Here is a 5,255-nt window from a genome sequence, read left to right as displayed (position 1 = left end):
GGGCACCCGCCAGCGAAACGCAGGCGGATGATTTCGACGCCGAACTGGATGCGGTCCGCGGTCAGGTGCTGGCCGACCCGCGCGTGGCGGCGGATGTCGTCAAGCTGTGGATGCGCGCATGAGCCAGGCCGGGATCGAAAAATCCGCCGCGCTGCTGCTCGCCCTGGGCGAGGAGGCCACGGCGGCCGTGCTGCGCTACCTGAGTCCGCTGGAAGTGAGCCGCCTGGGCAGCGCCATGCGTGAACTGGAAGTGCTGCCGCGCGAACGCGTGCGTACCATTTTGCGCGATTACGCGGCCGAAGCGGCCGAGCAGACCGGATTCGCCGCCGACACCGGGCGCTTTCTCGACGAAACGCTGAAGCTGGCGCTGAGCCCGGAGCGCGCGCGGTCGATGCTGCAGCGGCTGGGCGCCGCGAGTGCGCAGTCGCTGGAAAAGCTGGCCTGGCGCGAACCGGCGGAAATCGCCGGCCTGCTGGAGGCGCAGCCGCCGCAATTGATCGCGGTGGTCGTGACGCATCTGCCGCGCGACGTCGCTGCCGCCGTGCTCGAACTGCTGCCCGCCAGGAGCCGTGCCGATACCTTGTTGAGCCTGGCGCACAGCGAGGCGCCCAGCCCCGACATGCTGCGCGAGCTGGACGACTGGCTGGCCGGCCAGGAAGCCGCCGCGCCGCCGCAGGGCGAGGCCGCAGTCGCCAGCCTGCTGGGACAGATGAGCGAGGGCAGTGCCGCAGCCGCCTTGAGCCAGCTCGATCGGAACGACGCGGATCTGGCCGCGCGCCTGCGCGTGCGCAATCTCGCGTTCGAGGATCTGGCACGGCTGAGCGAAGCGGGCCGCAAGACCTTTTTGCGCAATATCGGCGCACGCACCCTGCTGCATGCGCTGAAGGGCAGCGACGGGCGGGTGCTCGACGCGCTCACTGCGGTGATGAGCCCGACCGCGGCACGGCGCATGCGCGATGATCTCGACACCCTGGGCGCCTTGCCGGTGACCGCGATCCAGGCCGCGCAGGACGATGCCGGCGCCACCTTGCGGCGGCTGGCGGCAGAGGGGGCGATCCCGTTCCCGCAAGAGGAGGCGGCATGAGCACACACGAAGACACCACCGCATTCGAACAGTGGGAGGTGGTGGAACTGGCTGCGCCGGCAGGCGAGGCGCCGCCGCCGGCCGCGGACCCCGAGGCCGAGCTGGCCGGCCTGCGCGAGGCCGCGCGCGCCGAGGGCTACGCCGAAGGACTGGCCGCCGGACGGCTGGAAGGGGAGCAGGCCTGCGGGCGCATGAAGCAGCTGGCCGAAAGCTTTGCCTCGACCCTCGACAACCTCGATTTCCGCCTCGCCGACATGGTGCTCGAACTCGCGCTCGACGTGGCGCGCCAGGTGGTGGCGGGCGAACTCGCGGCGCATCCCGAACGCATCCTCGATGTGGTCAACCTGGCGCTGAAACAGATGGCGGAAACCAGCCGCGAAGCGCGCCTGCTGCTGAATCCGGACGACGCCGCGCTGGTGCGCCCGCATCTCGACCAGGTGCTCGACAAGAACCGCCTGCGCATCGTGGAAGACGTGCGCATCGTGCGCGGCGGCTGCCTGATCGAAACCTCGCAGGGCGACCTCGACGCCACCCTGCCGGCGCGCTGGCGCCAGGTGGTGCAGGTGCTCGGTTCCAACCTGAACTGGGTCGAATAATCCTTGGAACCCCGGTCGACCGCTCTCGCCATGCAATCGTTATCATCCTTTTTCCGTGATTACAGCCCAGACATTTCCTTGTCAGCAAAAATCGCTACGCATTCGATTGCACGACTGTCGAGCCCTCTGGCGGCGTTGCGCCTCGTTGCATGGAATGGCCATGCTGCCTCGTTGCGCCTTGCCAGCCGACCCGGCAGCCGCGCACTTGAACGCGCCCAACCGGGGTTCCAAGGATAAATGGAGCGCATCGTCCGCCTGCGCGAATACCTGGCCGACTGCCGCCGTGCGGTGGGCTGGGCGACACCGATCGCCACCAGCGGGCGGCTGACCCGGGTGTCCGGACTGGTGATGGAGGCGGTGGGCCTGCGCCTGCCGGTGGGCAGCCAGTGCCACATCCAGATTCCCGGCGGGCAGAGCATCGAGGCCGAGGTGGCCGGGTTTTCCGGCGACCGCCTGTTCATCATGCCAGCCACCGACATCTACGGCGTGATGCCGGGGGCGCGGGTGATCCCCGACGACCCGCTGGCGGCGCAGCCGCCACGCCTGGGCATGCGCTACGTGCCGCGCCGCCGCGCGCAGGACCGGGTGCGCCAGGTGCCGGTCGGCGACGGCCTCCTCGGCCGCGTGCTCGACGGCGCCGGCCGCCCGCTCGATGGACTCGGGACACTGTCGCTGGAGCGCCGGGTGCCGCTGTACAGCCGTCCGATCAACCCGCTCGAGCGCGCGCCGATCCGGCAGACGCTCGACGTCGGCGTGCGCGCGATCAACGGCCTGCTGACGGTGGGGCGCGGGCAGCGGCTCGGCCTGTTTGCCGGCAGCGGCGTCGGCAAGAGCATTTTGCTCGGCATGATGGCGCGCATGACCGAAGCCGACATCGTGGTCGTCGGCCTGATCGGCGAACGCGGGCGCGAGGTCAAGGAATTCATCGACCGCATCCTCGGCGCCGAAGGCATGGCGCGCGCGGTGGTGGTGGCCGCGCCGGCCGACCATCCGCCGCTGATGCGGCTGAACGGCGCGGCGTATGCGATGTCGATCGCCGAATATTTCCGCGACCAGGGCAAGCACGTGCTGCTGATCATGGATTCGCTGACCCGCTACGCGATGGCGCAGCGCGAGGTGGCGCTGGCGATCGGCGAACCGCCCGCCACCAAGGGCTATCCGCCGTCGGTGTTCGCCAAGCTGCCGCAACTGGCCGAGCGCGCCGGCAACGGCCGCAGCGGCAGCGGCTCGATCACCGCGTTCTTCACCGTGCTGATGGAAGGCGACGACCAGCAGGATCCGATCGCCGACGCCGCGCGCGCCATCCTCGACGGCCACATCGTGCTGTCGCGCGACCTCGCCGACGCCGGCCACTACCCGGCGATCGACATCGAAGCCTCGATCAGCCGGGCGCAGCCAGACCTGCTCTCCGAGGAGGCGCTGGAACGCGTGCGCCGCTTCAAGTATCTCTATTCGCGCTACATGCGCAGCCGCGACCTGCTCGCCGTCGGCGCCTACGTGCCGGGTGCCGACCTGGTGCTCGACGAAGGGGTGCGGCTGTACCCCGGAATGCAGGGCTACCTGATGCAGGGCGTGCGCGAGCGCGCGCCGCTGGAGGCCGCGCGCGCGGCCCTCGATGAGGTGCTCGGGTGAAGCCGTTTGCCCTGGCGCGGGTGCTGCAGCTGGCGGAGCGGCGCGGCGAAACGCTGGCGCGCGCGGTCAAGCTCGCGCATGGCATCTGGCTGCGCGCGCGCGGCCGGCAGGTGCAGCTTGCCGCGCTGCGCGACGCCCACATCGCGCAGCTGGCCGGTGAATTGCGCGGCGGCGTGGCGGCGGCGCAGTTGCAGGAAATGAATCGTTTGCAGCACGCGCAGGCCGCTGAAATGCAGGCGGCCCAGGACGCCATCGACGCTGCGCAGCGTGACTGGCAGGCGCGGCTGGCCGAATGGATGCAGGTCGAGCAACGGGTGAAAGCCTTGCGGCTGCTGGAGCAGCGCCATCTGGCGCAGGCCGCCGTTCAGCAGAAGCGCATCGAACAGCGCGATCACGACGAACTGGTCGAACTGACGCATCGGCGCGATGCCGGCCGCCGGGTGCGCTGATGCGATTGCTTGAGCTGACGCCCGCCGAAATCGCTTTTCTGACGGCGCATCCCGCAGAGCCCGAGGCCTTGCAGGCGCGGCTGACCCGCAAGCTTGCCGCGACGCTGAGCGCGCGCCTGCGTCTGCCGGTTCAGGTGGCAGCGCTGGCACCGGCGGCCGCTGCAGCGGGCGGCGCGCCGGCGACACCCGGCTGGCAACCCGATGCCGCGCTGGCCGGCCTGTGGCTGGCACGCCGCCTCGGCGGGCGGAACGCGGAGGCGGCGCCCTTCGTGCCCCGCAGCCTGCTGCGCACCCTCGACGCCATGCTGGCGGAGTGCTGGCTGGATGCGGCGGCGCCCACGCTGCCCCTCGCGCTGGCGTGGCGCATCACGACCGATCCTGTGACGGCAACGCTCGCCGTGCAGTTGCCGTCCCACACAACCGATATGACGCGCTGGGCGCGGGAGGTCATCCGGCATGGCTAAATTTGTCGCCGCAGGCGCGTTGCTGTCGATTCCATTTCCGGCGTTCGCCGCATCCGGCACCGCCAGCAGCATGCTGACGGTGCTGCTGAGCCTGGCGCTGATCCTCGGCGGATTCGTCGCGGTGGCGTGGTTCGCCCGCCGCTATCTGCCGGGCATGGGGGCGCAAGGCGCAGTCAAAGTGGTGGGAACCACCGCAGTCGGGGCGCGCGAACGCGTGGTGGTGGTCGAGGTCGACAACACCTGGCTGCTGCTGGGCGTGGGCGGCGGCAACGTGCAGCTGCTGCATACCCTGCCGAAGCCCGGGCAGGCGCAATTGCCGACGGAGCGGGTACGATGAAAACGCTACTGCTGTTGATCGCGCTGGGCCTGAGCGCGCCGGCCGTGGGCGCGGAAACCAGCATGCCCTTGCTGAGTGTGACGCCCGGCGCGGGCGGGCAGGTGATCGGGGTGCCGGGCGCAAGCCTGCCGTGGCTGCTGCTGTTCCCGTTCCTGCCGGCCTTGCTGCTGGCGTTCACGGCCTTCACCCGCATCGCCGTGGTGCTGTTCCTGCTGCGGCAGGGGCTGGGCAGCCACACTGCGCCGCCGAATCTGGTGCTGATGGGGCTGGCGGTGCTGCTGACGATTTTCGTGATGTCGCCCGCGTTGAAGACTATCAACAGCGAGGCCTATCAGCCTTATCTCTCCGGCGCGCTGACATTCAACGAGGCGGCCGAACAGGCCGCGGTGCCGCTGAAAAGCTTCATGCTGCGGCAGACGCGCGCCGAGGATCTCGATCTCTTCATCGGCGACGACAAGCGCATTAACCCGAAGCAGGCGGATAGCGTGCCGCTGGCCGCGCTGGCGCCGGCCTTTCTCACCAGCGAACTCAAGACCGCGTTCCAGATCGGCTTCATGGTGGTGCTGCCGTTCCTGGTGATCGACCTGGTGGTGGCCGCCGTGCTGACCGCGCTGGGCATGATCATGCTGCCGCCGCAACTGGTGTCGCTGCCCTTGAAGCTGTTGCTGTTCGTCACGGTCGACGGCTGGCATC

Annotated in this window: 7 protein-coding genes; all 7 read left to right on the top strand. The window is 69.9% G+C overall.

Annotated elements, in window-relative coordinates; all coding sequences use genetic code 11:
* The first annotated feature begins 118 nt into the window (after positions 1-118).
* Positions 119-1,084, top strand: coding sequence for a FliG C-terminal domain-containing protein (locus tag BGO62_RS14875; protein WP_296643916.1), 966 nt, complete (start codon positions 119-121; stop codon positions 1,082-1,084).
* On the top strand, positions 1,081-1,680 hold the full coding sequence (locus BGO62_RS14870) for a FliH/SctL family protein (RefSeq protein WP_296643914.1): 600 nt from the start codon (positions 1,081-1,083) through the stop codon (positions 1,678-1,680). Before BGO62_RS14875 ends, BGO62_RS14870 begins: the two co-directional genes overlap by 4 nt.
* Before the next feature lie 237 nt (positions 1,681-1,917).
* A complete protein-coding gene (gene fliI / locus BGO62_RS14865) occupies positions 1,918-3,312 on the top strand; it encodes a flagellar protein export ATPase FliI (protein WP_296643912.1) in 1,395 nt (464 codons plus the stop codon).
* The gene (locus BGO62_RS14860; RefSeq protein ID WP_296643910.1) at positions 3,309-3,761 is read left to right on the top strand and encodes a flagellar FliJ family protein; all 453 of its coding nucleotides are present in this window, start codon (positions 3,309-3,311) and stop codon (positions 3,759-3,761) included. Before fliI ends, BGO62_RS14860 begins: the two co-directional genes overlap by 4 nt.
* Positions 3,761-4,225, top strand: a complete 465-nt coding sequence (locus tag BGO62_RS14855; RefSeq protein ID WP_296643908.1) for a hypothetical protein — start codon at positions 3,761-3,763, stop codon at positions 4,223-4,225. Before BGO62_RS14860 ends, BGO62_RS14855 begins: the two co-directional genes overlap by 1 nt.
* The gene (fliO, locus tag BGO62_RS14850) at positions 4,218-4,562 is read left to right on the top strand and encodes a flagellar biosynthetic protein FliO (protein ID WP_296643906.1); all 345 of its coding nucleotides are present in this window, start codon (positions 4,218-4,220) and stop codon (positions 4,560-4,562) included. The genes BGO62_RS14855 and fliO overlap by 8 nt, the downstream gene beginning before the upstream one ends.
* Positions 4,559-5,255, top strand: a 697-nt coding sequence (fliP, locus tag BGO62_RS14845; protein ID WP_296643904.1) for a flagellar type III secretion system pore protein FliP, incomplete at its 3' end; no start/stop codon positions are given. The genes fliO and fliP, both read left to right, overlap by 4 nt.

The sequence above is a fragment of the Thiobacillus sp. 65-1402 genome (assembly GCF_001897685.1).
Lineage (GTDB): Bacteria > Pseudomonadota > Gammaproteobacteria > Burkholderiales > Thiobacillaceae > Thiobacillus.
This window is presented reverse-complemented; position numbering and strand designations above follow the sequence as displayed.